The organism is Shewanella sp. 3_MG-2023 (genome assembly GCF_030548765.1).
GTDB lineage: Bacteria > Pseudomonadota > Gammaproteobacteria > Enterobacterales > Shewanellaceae > Shewanella.
The window spans coordinates 1-25,286 of the sequence record NZ_JAUOSH010000039.1 but is presented as its reverse complement, the minus strand read 5'-3'; the positions used below and the strand labels follow the sequence as shown (position 1 = coordinate 25,286).

General features: G+C 38.9%; 19 protein-coding genes. 1 reads left to right on the top strand and 18 read right to left on the bottom strand.

The genetic code is table 11. From position 1 onward, the window contains the following. Window positions 1-58 precede the first annotated feature (58 nt). The 18 genes from Q4591_RS17745 to Q4591_RS17660 all read right to left on the bottom strand — a co-directional run bounded on the left by Q4591_RS17745 (window position 59) and on the right by Q4591_RS17660 (window position 24,262). Window positions 59-538: a type VI secretion system tube protein Hcp gene (locus tag Q4591_RS17745; RefSeq protein WP_102527844.1), complete on the bottom strand. Its 480-nt coding sequence runs from the start codon at window positions 536-538 to the stop codon at window positions 59-61. A 455-nt stretch (window positions 539-993) separates the two neighbouring features. Continuing rightward, on the bottom strand, window positions 994-3,600 hold the full coding sequence (gene tssH / locus Q4591_RS17740; RefSeq protein WP_303462189.1) for a type VI secretion system ATPase TssH: 2,607 nt from the start codon (window positions 3,598-3,600) through the stop codon (window positions 994-996). Window positions 3,601-3,619: 19 nt separating this feature from the next. Continuing rightward, window positions 3,620-4,603, bottom strand: a complete 984-nt coding sequence (gene tssG, locus Q4591_RS17735) for a type VI secretion system baseplate subunit TssG (protein ID WP_102529476.1) — start codon at window positions 4,601-4,603, stop codon at window positions 3,620-3,622. After that, window positions 4,600-6,429, bottom strand: a complete 1,830-nt coding sequence (gene tssF, locus Q4591_RS17730; protein WP_303462186.1) for a type VI secretion system baseplate subunit TssF — start codon at window positions 6,427-6,429, stop codon at window positions 4,600-4,602. Before tssF ends, tssG begins: the two co-directional genes overlap by 4 nt. Continuing rightward, the gene (gene tssE / locus Q4591_RS17725) at window positions 6,426-6,911 is read right to left on the bottom strand and encodes a type VI secretion system baseplate subunit TssE (RefSeq protein WP_241904026.1); all 486 of its coding nucleotides are present in this window, start codon (window positions 6,909-6,911) and stop codon (window positions 6,426-6,428) included. The genes tssF and tssE overlap by 4 nt, the downstream gene beginning before the upstream one ends. A gap of 8 nt (window positions 6,912-6,919) precedes the next feature. After that, window positions 6,920-7,708 carry a type VI secretion system accessory protein TagJ gene (locus tag Q4591_RS17720; protein ID WP_102529479.1) on the bottom strand — a complete coding sequence of 263 codons (789 nt, stop codon included), beginning with the start codon at window positions 7,706-7,708 and terminating at the stop codon, window positions 6,920-6,922. 12 nt (window positions 7,709-7,720) lie between these two features. Continuing rightward, entirely contained in the window at window positions 7,721-9,256 is a 1,536-nt protein-coding gene (gene tssC, locus Q4591_RS17715; protein ID WP_102530895.1) for a type VI secretion system contractile sheath large subunit, read from the bottom strand. Between the two features lie 45 nt (window positions 9,257-9,301). Beyond that, entirely contained in the window at window positions 9,302-10,795 is a 1,494-nt protein-coding gene (tssC, locus tag Q4591_RS17710; RefSeq protein ID WP_102530896.1) for a type VI secretion system contractile sheath large subunit, read from the bottom strand. Continuing rightward, window positions 10,795-11,295 carry a type VI secretion system contractile sheath small subunit gene (gene tssB / locus Q4591_RS17705; RefSeq protein ID WP_102530897.1) on the bottom strand — a complete coding sequence of 167 codons (501 nt, stop codon included), beginning with the start codon at window positions 11,293-11,295 and terminating at the stop codon, window positions 10,795-10,797. The genes tssC (Q4591_RS17710) and tssB overlap by 1 nt, the downstream gene beginning before the upstream one ends. A 34-nt stretch (window positions 11,296-11,329) precedes the next feature. Beyond that, the gene (tssA, locus tag Q4591_RS17700; protein WP_303462177.1) at window positions 11,330-12,436 is read right to left on the bottom strand and encodes a type VI secretion system protein TssA; all 1,107 of its coding nucleotides are present in this window, start codon (window positions 12,434-12,436) and stop codon (window positions 11,330-11,332) included. A 315-nt stretch (window positions 12,437-12,751) separates the two neighbouring features. Beyond that, window positions 12,752-13,519 carry a PP2C family serine/threonine-protein phosphatase gene (locus Q4591_RS17695; RefSeq protein WP_303462175.1) on the bottom strand — a complete coding sequence of 256 codons (768 nt, stop codon included), beginning with the start codon at window positions 13,517-13,519 and terminating at the stop codon, window positions 12,752-12,754. Then, window positions 13,510-14,241: a type VI secretion system-associated protein TagF gene (gene tagF, locus Q4591_RS17690; protein ID WP_102528962.1), complete on the bottom strand. Its 732-nt coding sequence runs from the start codon at window positions 14,239-14,241 to the stop codon at window positions 13,510-13,512. Before tagF ends, Q4591_RS17695 begins: the two co-directional genes overlap by 10 nt. After that, entirely contained in the window at window positions 14,223-17,765 is a 3,543-nt protein-coding gene (gene tssM / locus Q4591_RS17685; RefSeq protein WP_303462171.1) for a type VI secretion system membrane subunit TssM, read from the bottom strand. The genes tagF and tssM overlap by 19 nt, the downstream gene beginning before the upstream one ends. A 23-nt stretch (window positions 17,766-17,788) precedes the next feature. Further along, window positions 17,789-19,075 carry a type VI secretion system protein TssL, long form gene (tssL, locus tag Q4591_RS17680; RefSeq protein WP_102528960.1) on the bottom strand — a complete coding sequence of 429 codons (1,287 nt, stop codon included), beginning with the start codon at window positions 19,073-19,075 and terminating at the stop codon, window positions 17,789-17,791. A 27-nt stretch (window positions 19,076-19,102) separates the two neighbouring features. Beyond that, window positions 19,103-20,431: a type VI secretion system baseplate subunit TssK gene (tssK, locus tag Q4591_RS17675; RefSeq protein ID WP_102531752.1), complete on the bottom strand. Its 1,329-nt coding sequence runs from the start codon at window positions 20,429-20,431 to the stop codon at window positions 19,103-19,105. A 97-nt stretch (window positions 20,432-20,528) separates the two neighbouring features. Continuing rightward, window positions 20,529-20,999, bottom strand: coding sequence for a type VI secretion system lipoprotein TssJ (gene tssJ / locus Q4591_RS17670; RefSeq protein WP_303462166.1), 471 nt, complete (start codon window positions 20,997-20,999; stop codon window positions 20,529-20,531). A 14-nt stretch (window positions 21,000-21,013) separates the two neighbouring features. Then, the gene (gene tagH / locus Q4591_RS17665) at window positions 21,014-22,330 is read right to left on the bottom strand and encodes a type VI secretion system-associated FHA domain protein TagH (RefSeq protein ID WP_303462164.1); all 1,317 of its coding nucleotides are present in this window, start codon (window positions 22,328-22,330) and stop codon (window positions 21,014-21,016) included. Between the two features lie 51 nt (window positions 22,331-22,381). Next, entirely contained in the window at window positions 22,382-24,262 is a 1,881-nt protein-coding gene (locus tag Q4591_RS17660; RefSeq protein ID WP_303462162.1) for a serine/threonine-protein kinase, read from the bottom strand. 417 nt (window positions 24,263-24,679) lie between these two features. On the opposite strand from Q4591_RS17660, the gene Q4591_RS17655 reads away from it, so the two are divergent. Further along, the gene (locus Q4591_RS17655) at window positions 24,680-25,171 is read left to right on the top strand and encodes an OmpA family protein (RefSeq protein ID WP_303462160.1); all 492 of its coding nucleotides are present in this window, start codon (window positions 24,680-24,682) and stop codon (window positions 25,169-25,171) included. The last annotated feature ends 115 nt before the right edge of the window (window positions 25,172-25,286 follow it).

Genomic DNA, 25,286 nt, shown 5'->3' with positions numbered 1-25,286 from the left:
CTTTATAGGTAAAGAACTTGGAGGAATTTCTCCTCCAAGATACAAGATCACAAATGGATTACATTTGTTGACCTTTAACACCGCTGTAGCCATAACGTAGCGCTGCAGTGATGTTGTTTTTGTCATCTGTAGGTGTAACTGCCATCATCATCTCTGTGTAGCTGATAGTGATAGTTTCAACAGGGCGGTCACCTTGAATTGACACGCTGTAGCTTGAAATCATTGCATCAGTTAATTCGATCTGCATGATTTCTTCGATTTTGTCACCTTGTTTGGTGATATGGAAAACAGCTTTTTTACCTTTACCGATTGTTGCTTCTTTAAAGATATCTGTTGAAGCATTATCTTGAAGTTTAGTGATTGTAACGTCACCTAAACGAGTTGAACTTGCTTCACGATCTTTAGCAGTACCAGTGAAAGAAGAAATCTCACGGCTTACATTCCAATCTACAGATAAGACAGTGATCATGTCTTTGAATTCTGCAGCAGTCGTTTCGCCTTTAATACCTTCGTAATCTAAATATGTATTCGCTTGCATTATTAATGCTCCTTTTGCGTAAATATCATCCATTAGTGGATAGGTTTATATAAGTTTAAATATAAACTTAATTCAATTTATTAAAAATGCATTCAGACATGCCTAAGTTATTAATGTGGCACATCCAAAATTAAACTCGCGTTTTAAAGCAACGAGATTATATCAAATACCTTTTTATTATCAACAATACTTTCAATGTAATTTGAAAATAAAAATAAAAAATAAAATCAGTAACTTACCAAAAATAAAGATTGAGCCGCTCATGTAATACTTTATAACTACATAACTAAAGCCCCAAACTAATACTTTATAATAGTATTAATAAAAACCATAGACGTAAGTAACACTATTTTACGTAAAATTCATTTTTACGCAAAATAGTAGTTATATTAATAAAATATATTATTAATACTTAATAATATATTTATGACCACCACACACCTATAAGTATGTATTTAGACTTTATAATTAAATTCTTCTTTCTCAACATTCACTTTGACATTAGTGGTTTTTTTATTACTAGCCATGTTTTGTAAAATTTTAATAGAAAGATCAGGCAACATGGTGTTTTGCAAAATATTGTGAACGTTACGTGCACCAGAACCAGCATCCTGGCACATTGAAACAATTTTCGTGACCACATCTTCGCTATAACTAAACTTGGCTTGATAATGATTATTTAATCGCTTACCCACTCGTTGTAATTGCAAAGTCGTAATGTCATTGAGCATAGATTTACTCAGCGGGATGTATGGGATGACATTAAGTCTCCCCAAAAATGCAGGTTTAAAATAAGCTAGCAGGTCATCTTGTAACGCTTTGCGTAGGCCATTAATTGAAGGGATGGTTTCCTCATCTTCAAATAATGACATTGTGGTATCTGTACCTGCATTAGATGTCATGATGATAATGGTATTTTTAAAATCAATATCCCGACCTTCACCATCCTTAATCATTCCTTTATCAAACACTTGATAGAATATATCTTGCACACCTGGGTGCGCTTTTTCCATTTCATCAAGCAAAATCACACTGTATGGTTTTCTGCGAACCGCTTCAGTTAATACCCCACCTTCACCATAACCGACATAACCTGGAGGTGAGCCTAGTAACAATGAAACCTTATGCTCTTCTTTAAACTCTGACATGTTAATAACAGTGACATTATCTTCACTGCCATAAACCTGTTCAGCCAAGGTCAATGCGGTTTCAGTTTTACCGACACCACTTGGGCCAGCTAATAAGAACACGCCTATTGGACGTTTTTCATCGCCCAGTTGTGCACGAGATGTTTGAACTGTTTTAGCAATTAAATCTAAAGCATGATCTTGGCCAATTACGCGTTTTGACATACTGGCTTTAAGATCTAAAATAGTCGCTATTTCATCATCTTGCATTTTACCCGCAGGTATTCCTGTCCAGTCAGAAATCACTTCAGCCACTAATTGTTCATCAACTTGCCAATGCACCATAGGTTGCTTGTTTGCAGCTAAAGTCTGCTTTAGCTTGGTCAATTGAGCCAGATAATCTGTACTGTCATCATTCTGCGCTTGGATCTGTTCAACGAGCTCCGAAATTTGTTTCACCGTGGCTAATTCAGATTCCCATTGTTTGATTAATGGTTTTAAGCTTTTTTCAAAGCCTTTCTGTGCTTTTGATAGCTCGGCCAATACTTTCTTGTGATCTGAACCGTTTTTTTGTTCGCGAGATAAGATAGCTATTTGGGTATCAAGCTGTTGGATTTGACGTTGTAATGACTCGACAGCGCCTGGTGTTGAAGCTTGGCTCATCGCGACTCTGGCACACGCAGTATCAAGAAGGCTGACCGCTTTATCTGGTAACTGGCGTCCCGTTATATAACGATGTGAAAGGTTTACTGCTGCACATAATGCTTGATCTGAAACTAAGATCTTATGATGCGTCTCCATAACGGGTAATAAACCACGCATCATGGCGACCGCTTGCTCAGGACTAGGCTCTTCAATTTTGACGACTTGGAATCGGCGAGTTAGTGCTGCATCTTTTTCAAAAAATTTCTTATATTCTGCCCATGTTGTTGCGGCTATCGTCCTTAACTCACCACGTGCTAATGCAGGTTTTAGTAAGTTTGCAGCATCATTTTGCCCAGCTGCGCCACCACTACCAATCATGGTATGCGCTTCATCAATAAATAGAATTATTGGCTTAATTGAGCTTTTAACTTCATTAATCAGTGCTTTAAGTCTATTTTCAAACTCACCTTTAACGCCTGCACCAGCCTGTAATAATGCTAAATCTAGAACATGAATACTGACATTAAGCAGTGCATCAGGGACTTCTTGTTGTGCGATTTTTAATGCTAAACCTTCAACAACAGCCGTTTTGCCCACTCCAGCTTCGCCCGTCAGGATAGGGTTATTTTGACGTCTGCGGGTAAGGATATCTATCATCTGCCTGATTTCATTATCACGGCCTAAGATAGGGTCAATTTTACCGAGTTTGGCTTGTTCAGTCAGGTTTTGAGTAAACTGATCCAAGCTAGGTGTTTTACTCGGGGCACTCTGAACTGCTTGTGTTTCTTCAATATCAGAGCTTGATACTTTATGCTCTGTTGACTGCCTAGCCAGTTGGGGCCAAGCATGTTTGAGCTGTGCAGGGTCTATCTTCATTAACCGCTTGGCAGAGCGAGAAACCAATGAATTTAAAGAGTCATCTGTTAATAATGTAAAAATGATATAAGCGGTTCGGATCTCATCATCATTAAATTCAATCGTGGTGTTCAGCCATGTTTGACGCAGTAAGTTAACAATATGCGGTGACAAACTTGGCGCGGCACTATTACCTGTTTTGAACTTTTCTAGTCCATTTCTCACTTCACTTATGAGTTGTTCTTTTTGAATCGAAAAGCTGGCATTAATAATGTTTAAATCACCAGAATCACCTTCGAGTAAAGCAAGTAACCAATGCTCTATTTCGACGGTAAACTGACTGCGACTATGGCAAATACTCGCGGCAGATTCTAAAGATTTTCGACACACTGGATTCAGTTTTTCAACCAGTTTACTTAAGGTCATCGCTGACATGTTTATAGTCCTTTATTATTTATATCATTAGGCGTTTAAGTTGTTGTCCATTATCTGCGCGACTTAATAAACCGCATCCTAGTCCCAGTGGGACAGCAGACATAGACAATTGCGCTTTAGGCGCATCTTGCTGTTTTATTTCTAAATAAACTTTGTGTTTTACTGATTTACCTAAGTAGTTATCCACTAATTCTTTAAGCGGAAGGTACCCAGGTTCTCCAGGTAAAAAAGAAGCAACAGAACCTTTTTCACTGGGTTTGATGTTAATCGTAATACTGGAGTTAATGTCCCACACTTTACTGCCAATACTGGCGTCTTTTCCTAACTGAGCATATTGGCCCTCAGGCATAGCGCGGCTCACCATCCTTGTCTGCTCAGTGTTAGCTAATGACTGCCATCGCCCTTCGAAAGACTTTATCTCAACGATGCAACCCGTGAAATCTTCTAACATCAGCCTCAATGACTCTGCACTAGGAGACTTTCTTTGACTGAAACCACTGTAATAACGGCTATGAGTGCCTCCGCCACTTAATTGGTTCAACACATGACTGAAACTGTCTGATGTGCTTTTTTGTGACGAATCATAATTAACTGCAAAGCGATATTTTTCCCATGCTCGATAAAACAAGGAAATTAACCGATGATTGAATAAGTCGTAGAAATCACGCATGCCAGTATCTTTGAGGCGCAATCGTTCAAGGACTAATTCGGTATAATGTTGCGGCAATACCCCACTTGGCCCAGTCATCCCCATAAAGGACACATGCATTTCGGCTGCTTGCTTACCTGTACGCTGGCTAAGTTTTGCGTCAATTTTGCTAATTGCTTGGCCTGGGAAACCTAAATGCTGATCCGATTTAAATCGAATTAGTTCTTCAGATGGTATCGCATCGTGACCGACTCTATAGCCTTTATCTTGATGAGATAATTGCAATTGGAATTGATATACCGCTTGATAAAAATCAAACTCAGTCGGCGCTTCAAGGATGGCTTGTAGATTCATAACAGCGGTATCTTCCCTGAACGTGCTGGCCAAGTATGATAAATGGCGTCTTGATCTTTAAATCGCATACTTAAGCGGGTAAAACTATTTACCACTGAAAACTGTGAGAAAAAATGGTCCAAAATACAGCAAAAGAAAAATACGCCACTGCCTGAGTAGTGATCTTTAATAAAAGTAATTTCGATATGACTTCCGCTGCAAAAGCTGATTCGGCCATTCTGATTGACCCTAGCAGTATCTTGGCTCACTTCTACATGATGTATATTTTCTATTAAATTTTTATTTTCTGGTGAACACTTAAAGTCATATAACTTAAGCGTTTCTTTTAAGTTATTTAATGCATTTGGCCCACTAAAACTGTCAATAGAAAGGTGTCTAATTAGCTGCCACCTTGAGGCATCACCTAATGTGGCTCTGACAGGTAAAGTTGGCGCTAATAAGCATTTAACTTGTTTAATGATATCTGCACGCTCTGGTACAAACATCTTAGGTTCGTCAGTGCCAAAAGGTAAATGCGCTGGCAAATTCCGATTACTGCATTGCGCAGTAATACTTAATACCCAAGCGCCGTAATCTTCTTCTGGAGTAAAGCCTTTAAAGTTATGGTCGACTAATGATAAATAGGAGTCTGTGCCTTGTTCAGTGTAGCCACCAGCCCAACTTGCAGATTCTCTTCTTACATTCCAAAACAGATTGTTATGGCCTAAGTATTGAGGATGAGACTCACCGTAAAATGGGGTAACTTCAACTTTATTATCCTTAGGATCATAAGCAATCACCTCTTGTATATTGATGATTTCAGAGACTTCGGCATCGGCATACTTAGCCGCTAACTTATATTCATATTGAGCGCCTTCAATACTTACAGACTCTAGCTTTTGCTCGAATAAATTGATAACTGGCGTACAACCCAATAAAAAATGGCTGGCAGAGACTTGCTTCTCTAAATCTTGCGAACCTTCTTTTAAGTAAATATAAAGTGAAAATGAGTCGTCAATCCCCTGCCATGAATCTTCTAAATCATCGATATCAAAGAATAAAAATTTCTCAGGGAAAATAAAGTTCTCAAGCAATAAACGGTAACCACTGCTACTGCGTTGACTGTAAGGAATAACCTGCTCTTCATCATCAAAACCAACAGTTTTTAAATGACGTTTGGTTAAAAACTTGCACACTGATTTGCTTTCATTAACTAAAGCAAATCCTAGACTATGCTCAAAAAGAAGTTGATATAGCTGGAAGGTTTGATGATCTTGTCCATTAAGAAAAAAACGTAACTTACCAAGCCCCAAGTTTTGCATGCTCATTTCTTCAAATTCACAGGCAATATCAAGCTTAATAATGGCTTTAGCACGTTGCGGCCATTGTGGCTCAGGAGCTGTAAAAGGCGCATTCTGAAATTGAGCTTTTGTCACTTCAATAGGCCATAATTTCATGTCGTAACATGTTTGAAAATGACAGGTTTTCATTCCTTCAACTTGCGTATCAACCTTGGTATTTTTAGGTAACAACACACCTGTCGTCGACAGGTTTTCAGTCGTCACTTGAATAACAGACATCGAAGGTATCGGTGCTTGATAATCTGGGTATAACTGCCCTAGCAATGCTTCAGTTAACTCAGGAAAACTGTCATCTAGCTTTTGTCTAATTTGCGCTGTTAACAAAGAGAAAGCTTCAATCATTCGAGAAACATGTGGGTCTTCAACATGTTCATCACTTAATCGTAATCTGCCCGCGACTTTAGGGTATTGCTCAGCAAACTCTGATCCCATATGCCTGATATAAGCGAGCTCACGATTGTAATATTCTAATAATTCTTGGTTCACAATGATGCCTCATTTACTATCATGGCGAGATGAATAGGTTCTACTTCTGAGTCAAAGGTAATAAATTCAGGTTCTGGATCTGCATATAGCAACGCATTGATTTTCAATCTAAGCACTCGATCTAATGGCTGTTCGTTATCAACGGTTTCGACCATGACTTCTAAAAATCGAGGTTCAAAGCGTTTGATGGTGTCAGCAACCTGCTGACACAACATTTGACGACCATCTAAACTTGCAACTGGCATTGATGAAAAATCTCTTAGGCCGTAATTCATTAACGACTTATCGAGCTCTGCTAAATGATCAGGCCATGTTTGCCATTGCAATTTAGCATTGAGTAAATTTTCAAGATCCCGACGAACATTAGCCCTAAGTTGGCGTAAATTAAGTCCGCGATGACTATCTTTAATATCTTGTTCATCAGGTGCATCATCGATTAATCTATCGAGTACGGATGCCATAATTGGTTGAGTGCTTTTCATGAGTTAATTTATTGCAGAGCAGGAGTGTTAATTTTTTGGATTTGATTTAATGCCAAGGCATTATCATCAACAAACCACATTTTTAGCCCTTTGCCCGACATGACATTTGTTGCCACTTCTTCCCAATCGGTTTCGCGGCCAAGCTTTTGCGCATCTGTTTCACTGCCGCCATAGACCATAGGAATATGTGCTTCACCACTAGGGCCATCTTTAATCGCGAGCTCAACACGTCGCCAAACGGTTTCCACTAATGACGAGACGGGTTTGAAGTGGATATAATCAATTTCTGAATGTTGGGCTAGATAGTAATGACCATCGGTGCCAAATATTTCAATAAATCCACCTAAGGTGTCGTCTAGATCTCTAATTTCTTCTTTGGTATTTTCGTCAAAAACTAGGCTAACTTGTGGACGATGGCTTTCAAGGTTTTCAGCACAAACAGTCACATCATCCTGAGCATCAGTTAACGCTAATCTAAGTTTGATTAATGCTTCAGAGTGGGTATCAGTTTGGGAAAACAATTTCGGTGTCGCTTGACCTGACATAAAGTCTTGCCTAGCTTGCTCCGCTCTAATGAGTTGACGCAGATTTGATGCCCCGACAAGGAAATCAGGGTGCTTCTGAACTAATAAATTAAGCTGTTTATCAGCACGTTCAAGTGAGCCATTGATACATAACAATTCTATTAACGCACTTTTCAGATCGACATTCATCGGATCTTCTTTCAGCTCTGTTTCAACGAATGAAATAGCTTGTTGTAATTGACCATTATTAAGCATTTGATTGATATTTTTCATTGTAATCCTTTACTAATTTCTTGACGTAAGTTCGGTCACTAACTTGATGCTAGAAACCATTTGATCTAATTGAAAATGCGGTTGAAGTTGTATAATTGAATAGAAATGACCTGGCTTTCCTCGCATTTCTTTAACTTGCACTTGAGCATTTCGAAGTGGGTATTGACTACGTACATCATCAGATGAAACTTCAGATGCTGTCGTGTATTGGTGTAACCACAATTGTAAGTCTCGCTGACATGCTTCAGCAGAATTCAAAGAGCCAATTTTTTCACGGCCAATGACTTTGATGTAATGTGCGAACCTAGAGACGCATAAAATGTATTGCAACATTGACGATAATTTAGCGTTGATGTTGTCTTCTAAAAGCTCATATTTCGGTGGTTCTTGTATAGAGGCATTACTGTAAAAAACTAAGTGCTCACACCCGGATACTGGAGATAGTGGGATAAAGCCTTGATCAGACAATGCCTTTTCAGCTCTATCACTCACAAGTAAATCCACCGAAGGTTTGTTCCTTTTACGGTATAAGTCAGTTTCATACTGGCAAACTGCAAGGTCACAAACGAGTCCTTTCTTTCGCGCTCCTGGTTCTAAACCACGAATATGCCCAAACCAACCAGAGTCACTAAATGAGCGAATAATTATGCCGCCAAAAGCATATGCCGCGTTGCCCCATAAATGGTCCTGATTTGGATTTTTAATCGACTCTTTAAATTTAAAGCCTTCACTGCGAGTGCCGTCTATCAAATAAGGTGAACGCATTAAAATATTTGGCAGGGTTAAGCCGATAAACCGTGCATCGTCCATTTTTCTTAATGAATTCCATTTCAAATATTCATGTTGTTCAAATATTTTGCCGATATTCATATGAGCAGATAAATCAGTAAAATCGTCTGCCCCAAATAATGAAGGACTTGCTGAGGTTATAAAGGGGGCAAATGCCGCTGCAGCTGTGCGAGAAATATCTTTTAAAACATCAATATCGTTTGTCGATACTCCCGGACGATTTTTATGGCTCATTTGATAGTCGCCAATCAACGCACCAAAAGGCTCTCCACCCGACATATCATATTCGTTGTTATAAATGAGTTTAAAAAACTCACTTTGGTCGAACTCTATCGCACGATTGATATCTTTTGATAATGTCAGCCAACAGCAATCTAACAGCTTAACTTTGACCTTTTGGTCTTTATCATGCATTTCTTGCTGGTTAACGATATACAAAATTCCACGCCAACTCGCTTCTAGGGCTTGAAAGGATGCATGATGAATAATGGTATTTATTTGTTGCTCTAACTGCCTGTCTATTTCCTCAATTGCTTTGATCAAGAAAGGTAATACCGATACTTTATCGAATCGGGACAGTGAATGGTTTGAATTCTCAAGCCATAACAAAAGCGATCTCGTTGAATCAGACTCCCTGAGGAATCGTTCAACAAGATGCTTATTTTTAAGCTTTTGAGGAGTAGAAGACACCGATGTGGGGACATCGGTGTCTTCTTTAAAAATTTCACTTGTAACAAATGAAATAGCTTCTTGCGTCATCGTTTGTTTCTATCCTTGAAAACAAATCCGGCTATCTTTCGCTGATTAGCCTACTTTCGGAATTTTAGCGACTAAACGCAAAGAAGCAGTTAACTCTTCCATTTGTAACCAAGGACGAAGCCATGCTACTGCATTATAAGAACCCGGTTGACCTGGGATCTCTTTAACCTCAACCTTCGCATCTGCAAGTGGATATTTAGAACGAATATCTTGTCCACCACCTTCAGATGCATTCACAAATGACAGGATCCATCTGTTTAGCCATGCTTCTACATCATCAGCTTCCATGAAGCTGCCGATTTTATCGCGTGCCATTACTTTTAAATAATGAGCAAAACGAGAAGTCGCCATTAGGTAAGGTAAGCGTGATGAAATTGCTGCGTTAGCGGTTGCATCATGATTTGAGAATATTTTTGGCTTCTGACAAGATTGAGCGCCAAAAAAGACTGCGTAGTCAGTATGTTTATAATGACATAAAGGTAAGAAACCTAACTTACTCAATTCAGCTTCGCGGCGATCAGTAATGCCAATCTCTGTTGGACACATTAAGTCTGGGTCGCCATCATCGCTAGTGAATACATGGGCTGGTAGTCCTTCAACTTTACCACCACCTTCAGCACCACGAATTGCAGTACAGAAACCGTATTGACTAAATGCCTGCCCCATATTCGTCGCCATCACATAAGCCGCATTCATCCAGCAGTAATCGTCATGACCAGCCACTTTTGAGCGCCCGCTTGCTTCGTCAATATCAAACTCTTCGTAGCAAAACTCTTCAACAGGTTTAGTGGCAGAGCCATATGGTAAACGTGCTAATACGCGCGGCATTGTTAATGTAACAAAGCGAGAGTCATCACTGTCTCTGAATGAACGCCATTGCGTATATTCAAGAGACTCGAATACTTTCTCTAAATCACGCGGTTTGCTTAGTTCAGTCCAATCATCAAAACCGAATAAAGAAGCGCCAGATGCTGAAATAAATGGACAGAATCCTGCTGCTGCCACATTCGACATGAGTGAAAGAGACTCAACATCTTCTGGATGGTTACTGAATTCATAATCGCCGACTAAACAGCCATATGGTTCGCCACCTGGTGTGCCAAATTCCGCTTCATAGATTTTTTTGAACATTTGGCTTTGATCAAATTCAACCGCTTTGCTTAAATCTTTATGTAGCTCTTTTTTAGACAAGCTCATCACACGGATTTTCAATGTCGCATTGGTTTCAGAATTCTTAACCGTATGATGAAGTCCACGCCAGCTACCTTCTAACTTTTGTAGCTCATCGTTATGCATAATGGCTGATAGCTGTTTAGAGATGACTTCATCTAATTGGCTTATCGCTTTATTAAAGGTAACAGTAAGGTTTTTATCCCATTGCACTGTGCCTTTAAGGGCTTCTTCGGTGAGTGAACGAATGAGTTCTTCAGCACGAGTTGAATCAGTCTGTTTAGTGGCACCGATTGCTTGTTCAAGAATCGATGCTTCTATTGTTTGCTCTTCAGATGTCGCATCTAATGTGGCTGCTTCTATGCTCATTACTCTGCTCCTTTAAGGTTAAGTTCACCTGCAAGTTTGTCTAAGCTATTTGTATTGCTTAGTACTTCTTCCAGAATGTTCTCAAGGTTTTCAGAGCGATCGACTTTCGTCATCAAGTCACGCAATTTATTACGCGTTTCCATTAATTTTTTTAATGGCTCAACTTGATTAACAATGGCTGCAGGTTCGAAATCTTCCATGCTATCGAACTTAAGCGAAACCTTCATTTCAGAATCGTCATCAGCCAATGTATTTGGCACTGCGATGTTTAACTGAGGGCTCATACGCTTTAATACATCATTAAAGTTATCACGATCAATTTGCACAAAGCGGCGATCTTTTAATGGCTTAAGCTTTTCAGTGTTATGTCCAGAGAAGTCACCAGTGATACCGATGACAAATGGCAATTCTTTCTTAACTACTGTGCCTTCAGTTTCAACATCATAGGTAATGTGGACGCGTGGCTTTCTCACTCGTTTTAATCGATCATGTACACTCATTTGAACTCCTTTCAATAATATTGTGAGTAATCAACTAGGGATTATCTTCTGCTTTAATTCCAGATAGTTTGAAGAAGCCATTCCTCGCTTCTCCGTCTTGGATTAGTTCTTGCAGCAACTCAGGTAAACTTAAGTCACTCCAACGAACCACTTGTTCAATGGCATAGGACATTGGAGAGTGAGGTTCGGTTTTTTTAAAAAAGGTCGCTATCATTTCTAGGTTATTTATCGCTTGCGCACGTGAATTAAGCTGTTGGCTCATTCCGTTTTGGCCAGCATCACTCACCACACTGTCACTTTCACTCGCTTCGCTTGGGTCAACATCTTCGCTGACGTTAACTTTCTCGAGAATGGGTGCTGAAATAGTGCGGATCTGTAAAGCGCATGCCTCTAACGCTTTACGGATATAACTAGTAGGTTGTGGTTGGCCTGACATTGCGCTGTCCATGGCTTCGGACAAACGTAAAAATGCAGCAATGGCATCATCAATGTCTTGATTCAAATCTATATAGAAACTATCTGGCGTTTCTTTAATGCTCAGTTCAACTTCTTCAAGTGATACGGCACCTGTATCAAAACGCTTTTCCTGCTTATCTTTATCTAAACGATCCACTTCTAAAGCTTGTTCATATTGCCAAGTGGAAAAGGCATAGCCGCCTTCAGTGATCGGGATTGTTTTAATGGGCTGAATGAGTGAACCTTCACTTTCAATGCCGTTTAGGCCAATAAGTGCAGCTATCCTTTCGGATAAATCGTTAGGTTCAGGTGTAGGGTATAGGTCGTCCCAATAGGTTTCAATCAATTCAGCTGCAAGCGTAAAACCAAAACTCAGTCCTTTAAAGCCATGTAACCGACAAGCTGCTTCAATAAACCAAGCAATATATTCAATGTCTTTGGTTTGGTCTTTGAGTACGCCAGGAACTTGTTCAAAAATGGGACGCCAATCTACTGCGACAGATAAGAGATCTTCTTCATCAATCAGAGCTTTTCGCTCTTTTGCACGCGCATTATTCCTTACATCTTTTAGTAAGTAATAAGTTGACGTCGGGCTGATATCTTCACGGGGATCAATACCCGTTGCTGAATCTTCAGCAATAGGTAATATTAAATCATTAATGAATAATTCTTTGAGCTGGTTCAATTAAATTCAATCCTTGAATTATAAAAATATTGTTTCTTTCGAATAACTAATACTTTTTAGTGTATTCCTTACCTTAAATAGACATAAATAACACTTACTATTTAAATTTGAAAACCAAATACTTTCCAATAATACTATTTGATGTATTTTATATAAATCAGTAAACATAACAAGATTAAATAAACAGATTAATGAAAATTAAATTAAAAACTAATACTTTTTGACGTATTTTGGTCGTAAACCATACAATTAAAACTCTTTTTAATTAGTTTGCTTTAACTATATTTATTAATATTACTTTCTATTAATCGCTGGTTATACAAAAACTGGAATTGTTTTATCGCACTCCTCACTTAAACTAGACACTTTATGAGTATGTTTAACTAATATACATGTCACGTTATCACGTGCATTTCTCACTAGCGATGCATGTAACAAAGCTAAACCTGAGTCAATAATGTTTTCAGACTGAATGATTCTTTGAATTTCGTTATCGTTAAGTTCTTTGTTTAGGCCATCGCTGCATAAAAGAAAGATATCACCTTCATTTACTTTATCGCTGCGATAATCAATGTCCAAATGGACATCTACGCCTACTGCTCGTGTGATGACATTTGCCAAGGGATGAGTTTCAGCTTCTTCAGGTGCAAGTAAACCTTCGTCTACCATGTCATTGACTTGGCTGTGATCTTTAGACAGTTGAGTTAACTGTTGCTCTCTAAACCGATATACTCGGCTATCTCCAACCCATAACATATGATACTGATCATTATCTAACCACAGCACAACCACGGTACTACCGGCGACTTTACCTTCAAACTCAGTTTCGCTCATTTGCTGTAAAATACGATTACTGTTCTGCAAAGAAGATTTCAGTAATTCGATAGTGATTTCATTTGGCTCAACCTGTTCCAATGATTGTTGAATTCCGTCAATAACAGTTTGACTTGCAACATCACCAGCTGCGTGACCACCCATCCCATCAGCAACAACCCAAACGCCTAAATACGGCAATTCTAAAAATGCATCTTCATTAATTTCTCTTATTGTACCCCGATGGGTCAAAGCATGACTTAAGTGCACGTATGTTCATCCTTATTAAGTTCGGCCATATTCCAACTAGTTTGCTTCCATTGTCCATTTAGCATCGAGATGAATTGGCTCACCTGCGGCAAGCCTTCTGTAATAATGACGCAAGGCTCAACATCAGCAGAACCTTCCGTCCACCAAATACTGTAGCGATTAAATTTACGCTTATACTGTTGATCCAGTAGTGACAATAATTCAGGGCTTTGACTACCAGTAAACACCCAAGCTGTTTTGGTTTGATCCTCTGACTCCACTTCAGAGAATGAATACTTGTCCATTGATACTGTTAACGTGTTATCAAGTAATTCAATTAACCAAGTGTCTATTGCAGTGTCATCCTCTAATACCGATAAAATGTGCTGCTCAAACACTGGTGAACAAGTGTTATCACACCAACCTCTAAGTGCAGATTGAGAATGAAAACCCGCGACTGTAAATGGATAATGCCTGCCGACCTGATCCACACTCGGTATAACAGTACCTATCACCGCCTCTTCACAACATATGCCTGCCGATAAGGAGAAATTCCATATTGGACTTGTAAGGTAATAATCTAGCCACTCATTTGCGGCTTGTTCCTTACTTACAGCAAGCACAGCTTGAAGCCAATCATTCCAATTTTTCAGAAAGTCCTGATTCAAATGTTGTTGAATAAAATCTCCTTTAGCAGGGATTTTTCCACAATAACCAATACTTTTTAAAGGTTCACAGGACATCTAAATGTCTCCATATTTGCCATCCAAAATGGATTGTTCACACTATTAGCAATAAGCTTTAGTTCAGCGTTATATCCACTCAGGTTAATCATCAATTTTCCATCCTTTTTAGTTTGAGGACGCTTATTACTCAACTCATCAAGTAATTTGAAGAAAGACCATTCACCTTCATATTTCATATTGATTGAGCGGCCACCATTAGGGGGCGAGAATGCGATGCGCGTTTCGTTGTTTGCACCTTGGCCAGGCCAAATAAACATTTCCTTTCTGGTTGGGCCATGTTGATACTTAAGCTGTTGATTATCCATTTCTAATAAGAACAAGCTGACACTTCGGTCTAATAGCTGAGGCTCTAGCGAGAAATTGATTTTAGGGCGTTTACTACCAGGCTCAAAAAAAGCTTCTTTAATCACTTCAGCACGTTGATACATAATCAAAACATCATCTTGAATGCCAATATTTCGAATGAATCGCCACGGCTTTTTACTGGTATCAACATGCATTGCTAAATATTGATCCCAAAACTTATCGAGTGTGCCGCCATAGCCAAAGAATTTACTGAAGTCATTCAATCTCACATCAACTTTAGATTTACGATTAAATGGATAACGTCCATCAATCGCGCCTTTAAACTCAGCTAAAACCTGTGAACGCCAAATGCCATTAAAGCGTTGATTTTGATTCGATTTGGCAAAAGTACGTGTTTGATATGCAACCCCACCTAGCCAACCTTTCACTGGATGTGGAAGATCAATTAATTGTTCTGATAGATTGCTGCCCATTTGAGCAAAACTTTCTTCTACAGATTGATTCATCACGTTACCGCGAATATCTGACTGCAACATGAGTTTGGCGTAGTTACGGTTAAGCGCTCTGAGGGTTGTTTGAATTTTATCGACATCAGTTAAATTGATTTCTATTAGCTCAGCAAACGCCACTTCAACTTCTTTACCTGGTAATTCCACATCTAATTCAATCGCGGTATCAGGTAACAAACGATTTAACTGCGCTTTTTTAGAACGAAAAGCAACATCAGTAACATTGCCAGCCACTTCAGATGCCGCTTTTAAGTTATTGGATTCCATGGGCAGTTTTGTCAATTGCACATTTTTTTGCACTGCTGCAATAATGGTTTTAATCGGTTGATCTGGACTTGCTAATGCTGCAGTAACTCTTTCAGCTTCCTCGAGAGTCGAGTAAGGTTTAACCGTGATATCACTTAAAAAGTCTTCCCAGTAAAAAATATAATCTCGAATATACTTTCTCTCAAGATCAGCTGTTAAGCGGTTTCGTGCTTGCTCGTCTAAATTTGCTAACTCATCACCATAAACCCAACTATCTGCCGTTAAGTTTTTAATAATTTTATTTTTCTCAATATTAAAAATGCCATGGAAACCATTGAAGGTGTATAGGCCAGGAATACCTTGATTAAACTGACGTCCACTTCCAAAAACTAACCCATCTAAACTGTCAGAACTGAGGATATCGACCAATTCAAAATCTGGAATACTGCTTTGCGAATAGTCACTTTTTAAACGCTGATACGCACGTTCAACCAGGGGTAGCATGGTTAAATTGGCCCTAGCACCACCAACAACCATTTCGTCATAGTTGTCGCCCCGAATCCCTAAATTAAGTAAGGTTTCAATATGAAGGTTAAGCTGTTGGCGCACTTCAGCGTTTACATTGCCGATCACATTGCGGTCAATGTAAGCAGAAAACCAAATCTTAATGTCTTCAGCTTGATAGTACTCAGGTAAATACAACATTAAATAGGTTTTTAATGTTTCATAGAGATAATTAAGGTGGTGGCCATTAGCATCCATTTCTTCACTGAGAATAGATAGCATTAAAGGTCTTAAGTGGGACTCAAGTGCCCTCACATAAGCGGCTGTCGCTGGCTGCTTTAATTTATCGCCTTGATAAAGCCCTAATGTATGAGCATCTTCCGATTTTTCAGTACCATAGCCAACAGGTAAATCTCGAATAATCGTTAAGCCTTTTGTTAAAGTGACAATATCCGTCTTAGAAGACAAGCCACCTTGGGTAACGTCTTCATATTTAGCAAGTTCGTGGTATGTATTGTCTATCAGCTGTCGATTCCAGTCGTAACTCTCCCACCAAAAATAACTCGCGACTAAAGTGACCGAAGCAGCAATAGCTAACGATGCCTTTCTCAGTAATTTGTTTTGATTAGTATGTTTTCTGTTGCTTGAAGCGAGGTCTTTTTCTGGAAAAACAACATCTTCTAATAAACGTTTTATAAAGTAGCTTCTTACTTTGCCATTGGAACTTGCCTTAGTTTTACTTTTAATCCCGCTCGATAAATGAGTTGAAAGATGATCTATCGGTGTGCCTTCTTGTGTGGCACTCGTCAAGTAAACCCCACGAAGTAACGGTGCTTCTTCGTATGCATTTGGTGCAAAGATTTCTTTCAAAAAGTCATCTGCCGAGCTTTGTAAGAGCCTTAATTGCTTAGGAAACTCGTAAATCGCAGCTCGACGTTCCAGATCTCGCTCATGCCTTAATCGGGTATTTAATCTTGCGTTTAAAGTCAGCAGTAAATGATGAAACTCTTTATTGAATGTACTAACAATGTCAGTTTCTTCATCCACATCAAGTGGGAAAGTTACACCCCAAATTTGCTCACAGTCTTCCTTTGTTAAATCATCAAAAAACTCGTTAAAGCCTGCTACTAAATCCGATTTAGATAACAAAACATAAACAGGAAACGTCATGCCTAATTGGTTTTGTAGCTCCTGTAAGCGTTGTTTAATCGCTCTGGCATGCATGTTACGTTCGGTTTTAGTCTGGTTAAGCAATTCAGACATTCCCATACTAATAATCACACCATTAATAGGCCTAATTGGACGATACTTTTTCAGTAAGCCCAAAAAGCCCTGCCACGCTCTAGAGTCTTGTTTTACATGACTATCTTGTGTGGTATAGCGACCTGCGGTATCTATCAACACGGCTTTGTTAGTAAACCACCAATCGCAATGACGTGTGCCGCCGACGCCTTCAATCATATCCACACCCATTTTTTCTTTTAATGGGTACTCTAAACCTGAATGTTGAATAGCTGTCGTTTTACCACTACCTGGAGGGCCAATCATGATGTACCAAGGGAGCTCGTAAATACTTTTATTCTTTGTCAGTTTAGTCTGCTTTAAGATGTCTAAAGCTTGGGTCATCTTATTTTGCAGAACATCTATTTCGTTTTTAACGAGATCATCACCAGAAACCGTTTCACCCTCACCATTAATGAGGCTATCTACCATTTCATCACTTTGTTTTTTATTTTTGACCTGCTGCATAAAGTGCAGCCCACCCCAAATGATGACAATGACCAATAGTACGATCACTCTCACAGCTGTTGATGCAAGCGGTTCATAACCAGCAATAGCCACTAAGGGGCCACCAAACCAAATCAATAACGCTAAACATGTAAATCCAATGATTGTGATAACCCATTTAGATTTAAAAATATCGACAATCCTTTTGCCAATTGATTTTGCAGACATTATTACAATTCCTTTGTGTAATGCTAAAACAGTAAGTCTATTTCGATACGACGATTAAATGCGCGGTTTTGCTCACTGTCATTGGCAACTCTCGGTTCTGACTCGCCTCTTCCTTCTGGCCATAAACGACCTCGTAAAGACGCATTTTGAGCCAAAACATTACCTATTGAAGTTGCTCTTGCTAGAGATAGATGCCAGTTCGAAGGGTATTTTGAGGTAAAGATAGGTTCATCGTCAGTATGACCTGTAATCAGAATTTTCCCTGAAGTGCCTTCAAGTGTTCTGGCAATTTTTGCCAGAATAGCTTCAAAATCAGAACGAGGCTGAGTATTACCTGATGCAAATAACTCCCCCGCTTCAATTCTAATTCTCACCCGATCGGTTAACTGTTCAACTTCTAATAAGTTTTTAGAAATCTCAGTTTGTAATAACTGCTGCAGTAACAAGGCTTCATCGCGACTGATCAACTGTTCTTCAACGGTGTCTTCCCATGGCACAATACTGGTAAGTTGCTTATAAGCTGTTGATGAGTAGTCATTAATGCTGTATCTAAATCCTAAGTAAATAAACAATAACAACACACCAAAAAGCGCACCTATAACCCACAATGGAAATGGCTGTTCAAAGGTTTGGTTTGAGGCGATGTTCTGTCGCCAAGAAGGTGACAGCTCACGATGTAAATCATCTTTCGTCGATTGAATCACCAAAAATGTTCTTTCTCTTAATGCCTCTAACTGTTGATCACCTTGTGGCTCAACGCGCATCTTTCCAACAAACCCAAGGGTTAAACATAAATACATTAATTCTAATAAATTACACTTTTGTTCGGGCTGTCTTAATGATGCATCGAGTAATGTATAAAAATACTCACCACCTAAGGTTTCATTATGAAAGGTTGATAATAAACTGTCGGAGGCCCAGTAACTTTGTTCCCCCCAAGGTGAATTCAATACAACTTCATCAATAAAACAACACAAACAGTAACGCGCAGACTTTATATCTTCTGCACTCACATCAGCGCTACGTAATTGCTGCTCATAATTTTTAATTAACTCAACACAATGAACTCGTAATGTATCAATATCATCATGCTGAGCACTGGTGCGCAATTGGGTACATATCGATAGTAATGTTCCTGCAAAATCAACAATCGGATTTTGCGCTAAACTTAACACCGCACTTTGTGCTCGGTTATCAAATTTGATTTCTTGTACCAATGTTTTCTGACTGTCATCATTAACTTTGGGTTTACTGGTTGCTAATCCAGCCCCTCTCCCAGGGCGAGGTTTAACAATAGTTTTATCTTCCACAACCAATATCCTTATACATTGTGTTTATTACGTGTTGATAGCCCAAAGCTCTATCTGTAACTCAGGATATGCACCTGAAATATGCATAGCTAACCCACCACTAGATTTCAGCTTTACCCAATGGCTGTTATTTTTATCAAGCTGAAAGTAGTGATAACCGGCATGATACGGCACTTGTCGTGGTGCTATTGGTAAGGTTGAGATACCGATACCCGCCAGTTGGTTATTGACTAATTCTCGTATCGTTTCTACTGAACCAATTTTTATTTGTGATGGCAGCCTTTGGCGAAGCTCCTCACTCGGCACGTTCGCTTTTACAGCCAGAATAAAGTCTGCATTATCAAGCATGCTTTTATCTGAAATGGTGGCAAAATATACGCCGAACTTGGTCTTTTCTAACGCAAACTCTGTTGCACTTTGTTCAAGAACAGTACTTAAACCATGGTTGGTAATCACCATCACATTACTGAATACATACGTAAGATTGTCATGTTGGTAGATAGGGAATTTAGGCGGGCGTTTATCTGGGCTACTAAACGTAGCTAATTCACCAGAGAATGACAGCAAAGAGCAAAAAAAGGTTTCTGGGTGAACATGGCTAACTACAGAGTAATGTTCAAATATAGGTTGATACTTATTCAACAATTGCAGCATTAAAAAGTCTGCAATCGAACTTGAAGCACTTTGGGATTGATTTAATCTTCCAGCGATAGCATCAGCTCGTTGCTGGATCATGCCATTGATTTCGGTATTTATATTTTGCAGGGCTTTAATGTGGGAAATACCGGTACAGGCAGGAATAAACTTTTTATCAAGTTTAACAACACCTTCATCAGAAACATCAATGACTCTTGCTATCGCTATGGATACATAGCCTGAACGGTCTTCACTTTGCAATTTCAATCGACAATCTAATTTGGCCACCTGCAGCACTTCTGTAGCATCAGAGCCAAAACTGGTATCCACAATATTATGATCATCAAACACATATCTTGTTATTTGATTTTGTTCTTCCGACGAAATATTAAGACTGTTACTTTTAGATACAGGCAGAACAATATAAATCAGTTGATCAATGGTGCCAGCAGGAATTGAAATCGCTTTAGGTAAAGGACTTTGCTCTGGTAATAATGCCAGCGTGTGATCCTGGAACATACATTCAATTCTGTCTAAACCAAATTGTCCTAGGGGTAATAATCCATGATTCACTTCAAAGCTGGTCACTCCCCACGCAAAAGGGTTAAGTTTATTGACCGCATGAGTTTGCTGATATTGTAAGAATCGCTCTTGTTGTTGCATGTGTTGTGGACGCAGGAACATCCCTTCCGTCCATGCTACAGGACTAAAATCACTCATAATTTCCCTATTATATAATGACGTTCAATGTCTTTATTTTTATTCTATAAAACGTTAATGCAATTTCTCTAAACCAGAAAGCTTCATCAAAAATGCATTATTGTTCAGAGTTATAAACGGCTATTTTTTCGATGTTTATCGTAATACTGTCATAGCCTGTAGGATCAACTTCAACCACTGAACGCCAGCGCGATGAGTCAATATCACGATACGCGACAACCACACCGACATAGCGAGTATTTGCCCCTAAAGACATTGGGTACTCACGAATTTCAGAAGGCTGAAGCTCTAATTGATCTTTGCGTATTAAATCTGGGCCTAATACAGACTCAGCATCTTCATATAATGTAAAAAAGTCTTGAGTATCAAAAATGGTTCTTGAAGACAACTCGAACACTTTGACCACGACCGGTGATGGACGAAGGTTAATATCAGGATTAATATCTTTACTGGCTTGAAAAGTAATATCCGTATAAGGCGGTACAACAGCATTAATCGTTTTGCAGCCAGTGCTGAATAATAGCGTGAAGACCAATGCAATATAATAAATACTAATTTTAAGTTTCATTTTACCGTTTCTCCCTAAAGTAATTTAAGTTTACTGTCATATGCTTTCACGAAATCATCTGATAACGCTGCAGAATTATCTCTCATGAATTCATTTTTATAATCTTGATGTAAGCTTTTGTAGACTTTCCATTGTCTTGTTTGCTTTTGACCTGGCAACATATCAGTTATCGTTTGACTCTGACTTTTTTGCTCTATCGCCTGAGGGTCTAACTCATTAAGTAAGCCTTGCAATGCACCAATGGTGCCGGCAGTTAAAGCAATATCATGCTTGCGTCCGTCATTGAAGGCTTCTGTAATCGCCTGTTGTGAAGACAAGAAACTCGCGCTGTTACGTAAGAATAAATTTTGAAATACATCATCAATATTGGCCGAAAACTTCAACGGATTATTTTCTCTTTGTTGAAATGTCGTCTGATTAATTCTGAATTCCATTTTAAGCTGAGAGCGTTGACGCAAAGAATCCATTAGACCTGTCAGCATTAAATGCATACTTTGGCCTAATTCCAGCATTAACGATTCATTCAGCACTTTGCCATAGTCTTGTTCATCTACCCCCAAGCCTTTAAAAAAAGCTTGAGTGAGAGATGTTACCGGCTGAACTTGTGTATTAGCTTCTTGCACTGGTGTTGTACGCGGCGTGCTTCGAGCGACGGGTTTGACTTGTGCTTGCGGTGCAGCTTGAGGCCTTGGCGTTTCCACTAAAGGTTTAGCAGCAACTGTTGGAGTCGCTGCTGGAGTGCTTTTCTGCTCAAAGAAATCCTTATCCCATTCTTCTGGGATTGTAGATTCTGGTGGCTTAAAGTGATCCTGTAGGTCGGCATTAACTTCAGATAATAGTGCTGAGTTTGAACTCGCTTTACCTAATAATTCTTGAGCATCAAAACCAGTAATATCATTATTAAAATCGTTGTTAAAAGCAGGCTCACTCGAACTAATGACTGCCTCTGCAGGTAAAATGTTCGATTGCTGAACTCCAGCAGACATATGCCTATTATGAGCAGAGTCAGTTGCCGAAATTAGCTTCGCACTGACCTCATAGTCACCGAAAGTTAACAAATCTTCGTGCTCAATCTTGTGGGCGGCACCCGAACCTAGCGCTTCAACAGCACGATTGATGAATAAACCATTAGTTGATAAATCTTCGATGTAAAAACCATCATTTCGTTTAGATATTTGAGCATGCTTACCTGATACCACTTTATCAGGATCAGGCATATGCCAATCGCAAGTCTCAGACCTTCCTAAGCTCAAAACATTACCAACATTAATAACCTTGACCTGCTCGGGCGATAGTCTGTGATAACTTACAATCTCTAACGTTAATTCCATTTTATTACTCGTCTCATAATCCATTAAACTTAGTCACGTTCACCAACATATTTATAAGCGTTGTACGCCATTCAAACGTTCATAAAGCTCATTACCGCGGGCAAATAATTCACGAGCAGTTTTTAAGTACTGTTTTTCTAAATAGATATTCGCTTGACGTAAAAAAGAAGCCGCTAAACGTTTCTCAAGAGTCAGTAAGGGTTCAAAGTCGGCAGGCATACTTGTCGCTAAAATGGCTACTTCTTTGTCAAAAGCATGCAGTTTCTTTGGATCATCAATAAGATCAAGTTGTTCTGTAAGCACCTTGAACGTATCACGATAAAATACCTCGGCAGCTTCATAAGGATATTCAGCAGCAGAACCACTTTCAGTATCACGGTTGAAATCATTAAGCTTTTTAACAGCAACACGCATTGATGCGCCATATTTCAATAATGGTTCAGCTTCAGGACTTGCTGAAAAAACAACTTCTCCAGTGGTAATAAGTGCACTGATTTGTTCAACATCATGAAGTTTTAACGCCTGCTCAAATGAAGCAGTATATAAAACTAGCGCCTCTTCATTAGGCATATACTTAAATTTAGGCTCTACGAAAGCTAAACCTTCTACAATCAACTTAATATTGTTATCACCAGTCTCGTTATAGCGAGATTGCGACAACAACACAGTCAGACGATCAGACAAAGAATCAATGACTGATTGTTTACTTCGCTTCATCTGATTATTGATTTGCAACAACCTCACAGAATCGGGGTAGTAACGGCTAATGTCTGCAATTATTAACTCAATTTGACCGTAGTTTTGATATAAACCATTGTCACTTTTTGGCACAGCTGCTATTTGTTTCTCAATTAAATCCAAGACTTCGATTTGATGTTTTCTCAATAAACCATCGCGGATCAAATTTTTCTCGATCGGAAGACCATCAATTTGCTTAAATAGCGTCGAGGCAGTGATAAACTCGTATGCATCAGACTCATTTTTGACTTGCTCATTAGCTGAAATGATATTTTCTAAATCGCCAATTTTTTGTTCAGAAGCTTGATGCATCTGAAAACCTACAACACCAATCAAAGCAGCAGCGGCTAATGAAACAGGCACAGGCCAGCTCTTACTTTGAAACTTAGTAATTAATGACTGTATGTCGAGTTCTCTTTGCGCTTTATGAATCGCTAAACCTTTTTTTAAGCTTAACCAAAGGCGAAAACTGAGGTGTTTTGGTTTAGTCAGTTTTTGTTTGTTGGTATCGACTTCGTTAGCAGCGACTCTTAAATATGGGTGTTTACTTGTTAATAATTCATAGGTTATACAAGAAAATGCAAAAACATCATCCGCAGCACATGCTTCTTCGCCTAAAAGCTGTTCATAGCTTGCATATGCAGGGGTATAACCCGTTAAAGAAGGATCAGAATCGGCTTCAGCTAATGCGTACTGATCTGCGTTTTGCTGAAAGTTTTTAGCAACACCAAAATCAAAGACTTTAATGTCACCCTTACGAGTGAGAAAGATATTGGAAGGTTTTAAATCGGTATGAACAATCCCTTGCTTGTGCGCATAAGACAAAGCCGAGCCAATCTGCTCAATGATTTGCATTGTGCCTTTAAAGTTAATGCCCGATGGTTTAGAGCGTTTGATGACCTGCTCTAATGTCTCACCATCTAGCCACTCCATGACCATAAAATGGTAAGCATCATCGCTATCCACATCATAAACACGGATAATATTGGGATGGGAAAGTTGTTGTGTTTGAATCGACTCTTTAATTAATACTTGCTGCGCCTCAGGTGCATCAGCAAATTCCGATAATAATACTTTTATTGCCACAAATGGCTCAGAAACATTAAGTGATTCGAGATATAAATCTTTTGCTCGATATATGTCACTCATGCCACCATGGCCGATTCTAGACTCAATTAAGTAACGTTTTTTCAAACATTTCCCAATCAAATTAGTTTTATTCTCAACTGTTTTAGTTTGATTCATTCCAGCCACAAAAGTTTTATCATCAATTGATAGGCTCGATTCTTGACACTTATCCATAAGTACAGGTTTATCCCTAAATATAATCAAAAGGTATGTAGACTAACTACCTAGTAATAAAAAATCTATAATATGGTGCAGCATCGCATATGAAAAAACAACATTTAATATAATTACAATTAATTTAAATTATCAATCAAACAAAACAAACACACCCAAAAGTATGTAACAACGACAAAAGTAATCATTAAGTATGTTGCGATATAAATTTTTTAAGCAACAAACGCTAAAATTAATGTAATTACTATTGACCCGCAATTATAGAATAGGTAATTTTACGACTTCTTTTTTAATGGACTAAATATAGATATGAAACATTTAAAATATTCAGCAATAATATTAGCATTTACTGTCATTTCAGGCTGTAAATCAACACCAGAAAAAGCCCCCGAAACGCCGCAAAAGGTTTCTTTATCTCCAGCTTGCAAAAGTTACGCATTACAAAATGAGCAAGAAACCGAAGTGACAGGCTTTAGACCGGTATTTTTTGAGGTGAACAGTGACAAACCATACAGCCGATTAGACAGTAATATGTCTTGTATTGTGACTTACCTGTCAAATAACCCTAACAAATCGATTGATATTCAAGGTTACACGGATGATAAAGGCACCATTGAATACAATAAAGCACTTGCAAAACGTCGTGCTGAAGGATTAGTTGAACACCTTGTCGTACTTGGCGCCTCTCCAAATCAGTTAGCTTCAAGTGCCCATATCATTAAAGATAAAGGTAAAAAGCTTACTAAAGCTGAGCGCTCAAAAATCCGCAGAGTCAATTTTGAAGTGACAACTAAGTTATAAAACCTACTTATCCATAGGTATTATATATGGGTATCAAGTGTAGTGGTCAAGAAATATTGGCCACAGTCTTAGAGTTTAACCAGAACAATCGTTCTGACTCATTGGGCGTCAGCCC